General features: G+C 28.7%; 5 protein-coding genes. 1 reads left to right on the forward strand and 4 read right to left on the reverse strand.

The genetic code is table 11. The features are described 5' to 3' along the window. Window positions 1-101: 101 nt before the first annotated feature. The gene (locus KGF39_RS19120; RefSeq protein ID WP_227823528.1) at window positions 102-278 is read right to left on the reverse strand and encodes a hypothetical protein; all 177 of its coding nucleotides are present in this window, start codon (window positions 276-278) and stop codon (window positions 102-104) included. A gap of 117 nt (window positions 279-395) precedes the next feature. Then, window positions 396-602, reverse strand: coding sequence for a helix-turn-helix domain-containing protein (locus KGF39_RS19125; RefSeq protein WP_227823529.1), 207 nt, complete (start codon window positions 600-602; stop codon window positions 396-398). 208 nt (window positions 603-810) lie between these two features. On the opposite strand from KGF39_RS19125, the gene KGF39_RS19130 reads away from it, so the two are divergent. Continuing rightward, window positions 811-1,011 (forward strand): hypothetical protein, encoded by a 201-nt coding sequence (locus KGF39_RS19130; RefSeq protein WP_227823530.1) that lies wholly within the window; start codon window positions 811-813, stop codon window positions 1,009-1,011. Between the two features lie 338 nt (window positions 1,012-1,349). On the opposite strand, the gene KGF39_RS19135 is transcribed toward KGF39_RS19130, so the two are convergent. Both KGF39_RS19135 and KGF39_RS19140 read right to left on the reverse strand, forming a co-directional pair. Beyond that, window positions 1,350-2,165 carry a trypsin-like peptidase domain-containing protein gene (locus KGF39_RS19135; RefSeq protein ID WP_227823531.1) on the reverse strand — a complete coding sequence of 272 codons (816 nt, stop codon included), beginning with the start codon at window positions 2,163-2,165 and terminating at the stop codon, window positions 1,350-1,352. A 344-nt stretch (window positions 2,166-2,509) separates the two neighbouring features. Further along, window positions 2,510-3,268 (reverse strand): N-acetylmuramoyl-L-alanine amidase, encoded by a 759-nt coding sequence (locus tag KGF39_RS19140; protein WP_227823532.1) that lies wholly within the window; start codon window positions 3,266-3,268, stop codon window positions 2,510-2,512. Between the last annotated feature and the right edge of the window lie 99 nt (window positions 3,269-3,367).

Below are 3,367 nucleotides of genomic sequence, written 5' to 3' on the forward strand. Positions count from 1 at the left end.
GCGATATAATAAAGATGTAAATTCGTATTAAAAACAAAAAAGAAACTACAATCTATTGCTCTAGAGCGAAGTTTCAAATTCAAAATAATTTAAGTAATGATTTATTCATTGAAATCGTCTTGATTGCAGTCAGGACGATTTCTTAGTTTATGTAAAGATTCTTTTAATCTACTTATAGAATCAAATAATCTTGTTATAGACTTTACTATTGTTGTAATAGATTTTATTACAATAGTAATATAGTACGCTATAACAAGTATAAACATAAGTGTTTTCATATACTCACCCCCTTTCATACGAAGGTGATTTCTGAAAACTTTCGCCCTTAGATTGCAGTTTCTTGCAAGATAATTCTTGCATTTTAATTATAACATAATTTTACAATTATCAAATATCTATTCTATGTCTTTTTTTATTTCTACAACATATTCTATGTTACAGTCTAGTGCTAAACATATTTTCTCTATGATATTAAGTGCTACATACTCATCTTTACTCATTTTAGAAATAGTTGCACTGCTTAATCCAATCAGATTTATTAAATCAGTTTTTTTCATGCTCTTGCTTATTAATGTCACCCAAAGAGGATTATATGAAATCATCCTATCACCTCATTTTTTATTCAAATATATCATTTAAATATCTGTTATGTCAAATTTTTTATTTAACGAGTTGAATATAATCATTGACTTATTGAATAAAAAGTTATATCATGATATTTAATAAGTTGAATATTTTATTTAACTTATTAAATATTAAAAAGGAGATTACAATATGTGAAACTTAATTTTTATATAAGAGGTGATATAAATGTGTTTTAAGACTTATATACTTAAAAGAGTTCTAAGTAACAAACAACTAGAGATAACTCGTAGTTTTGACTTAGACAATCTAATTTGTACTGTAACAGAAATATTAGAAGAAAATGAGATTGATTTGATAATTGTTGATGGAAAAAATAATGTTGTTTGGAGAAATGAAAAAAGCACTCCCCAGCAAGAGAATGCTTAATTGCAACTATAGAAGTGTATTGGTGGTACACTTCTATTTTTTTATTATATCATATAATTTTGTGTATGAAAAAGAGCTATTTAAATCAATTTTAAGGTGTGTTGAGTAAGGTTCTTGATAATTTGATTACAAAAAATAAGCACTCATGCAAAAGAGTGCTTTTAGTATATATTAATAAAAGCATGCAATATAATTATAACATGTCTTATTTTAGTATGATAATTTTCGTTCGTTTTATTATTACAGGTTATACTATATAGTTTTATGTATTTCTTTTTAAATATAAAAAGCTGTATAAGTAGAAAGTTTCTACTTATACAGCTTTTTTTAATAAATATCTACCATGGACAACCTGCTAAAAATTCATGTATCTCAGTTCTAAGTTTCAAGCCAGAATTTAACTCAGGATGTGGTGCATAGCTAATACCTTTACCATCTGTATGAATACCAATAACTACAATCTGGTTATTTGCATCTCTAACAAATACAGGTGAACCGGATTGTCCAGGTTCAGCATCATTGGTATAATAGTATCTATTTCCTGGTTCATCATATAAAGTTCCGCCTCCCAAGTGTTGTACATTGACGTGTGTTTTAGGTCTCGGAAATCCACATAAATATGGAGAAAGTTTGGCATAAGTAGAAAGTTCATTCGGTTTAGCTAATTTCAAAGGAGCTAATCTAGTACCACTTACATAAATCTCTCCTTCCAATCTTAGAACTGCATAATCATACTTTTTACTCAAGTGTCTCTGATAATATTTAGGAATATATGCATTATATATAGGTGAACTTGTTACTCTATAACTATTTGTATTAGGAATATTGAGGAAAAAATAGGCAGTTGCCCATTCTATTTCTCTATCGCCTTTGGCACCAATTACTGCATGTGCAACAGTTAATAATTTTCCTGGCGCTGCATAAAATCCAGTTGCATAAACAGGTTCTGAAGCATCTTTGTATTTAATCATAATAAGTCCTATTTGCTGTATAAAGTTTTTAAGTCTTGTTCTATCATCACCGTTAATTAGTGAGTAATGATCTGGCGGACAATCAGATTTAGTGCTAATTCCCCCATTAATAAGTTTATTCTGTTGCAAAAGCATTTTGTCAAGATAATTTCGCATCTCTGTCTGATTCTGACGACCCTTCAAAACAAACTTAACAGGTTCATTATCGTCTTCGTCAGCATATGTTGCATTAATATTTAATGTGAATAACATAGCCAAAGCTAACATGAATGAAAAAAATTTTTTCCCTCGTTTCATTTTTCTTCTCTCCCCCTAAAAATATAATAGTTAATCAAAATATATATATAAGTAATATATAAAGTATATATAAAGTATATATAAAGTTGATTCTACTTGAATAGTATCATCATTTTTCACAAAAATCAACATTTTCTAATAATAATTCGCTTAAAGCTCAAAAATGAGTAAAATTATTTAAAATACTATACATTTACTAAGTTTACTCAAATTTACTCAACTCCCAAATTCTATCTCTTAATAAAATCCAATGCTTTATAAAGAGTCTCAAATCTATCATTACCCTTTATCATTGTATAATGTTCTTTTGTTATAGAACCTATCTTCTCACATGCTCCACCACCAACAACATATAAATTCTCTGTCTGACCTGGTACATAATCTTTTATATCGCATACTCTACATTCTTCTTTCTTATAATTCCAACCAATAACCTCAGCTGGTATTCTGTCAACCTCTCCATCATAGACTATTGTGTATTTTATCATACTATTCACACCCCCATCATTTTTTATCTTATCTTTAAAATCTACCCATAATTTTGGATTATCAAGCATCTTACGAGGACAATATTTTCTCTTAGCATCATAATGTCTAATTACTTTATCTGCACTAATATTTAAATCTTTCATGAGTTTTCTAGTTAAATCTATTGCATTTTGTCTTGCTTTTGTGTAATTACCATCACGATTTACACATATTTCTATATTAATACTATTGTAGTTTGTAACTCCTGCAACTAATGCAGTTCCATAGCTTTTACCAACTGCCCACGCTCCATCCTTGTGGTCTAGTGTTTGATATATTACTTTATCATCTACATAGTAATGTACACTTGCTTCTAAATTACCATTATTAAGTGCTTGTGCATGTCTCTTAGCATCTGCTCCCTTGTCCTCGTTATCAGTCTCATGAATCACTATGAACTTTGCATTATTCTTATTTGGATAACATTTTTTCTTTGTTAACATCTTTATTATATCTACCATTATTTTTCACCATCCTTCAATTGTTTGTAGGTTTGATTTATACCTATTGATATACCCCAACAAATTACGCCTTGTAAGACTGCATCAGCATTTAATCCT

Source organism: Clostridioides sp. ZZV14-6345 (assembly GCF_020657775.1).
GTDB classification, from domain to species: Bacteria; Bacillota; Clostridia; order Peptostreptococcales; family Peptostreptococcaceae; genus Clostridioides; species Clostridioides difficile_D.

Coding starts and splice junctions, on each gene's coding strand:
- KGF39_RS19120 (WP_227823528.1), bottom strand. CDS start 278: ATGAAAACACTTATGTTTATACTTGTTATAGCGTACTATATTACTATT.
- KGF39_RS19125 (WP_227823529.1), bottom strand. CDS start 602: ATGATTTCATATAATCCTCTTTGGGTGACATTAATAAGCAAGAGCATG.
- KGF39_RS19130 (WP_227823530.1), top strand. CDS start 811: ATGTGTTTTAAGACTTATATACTTAAAAGAGTTCTAAGTAACAAACAA.
- KGF39_RS19140 (WP_227823532.1), bottom strand. CDS start 3,268: ATGGTAGATATAATAAAGATGTTAACAAAGAAAAAATGTTATCCAAAT.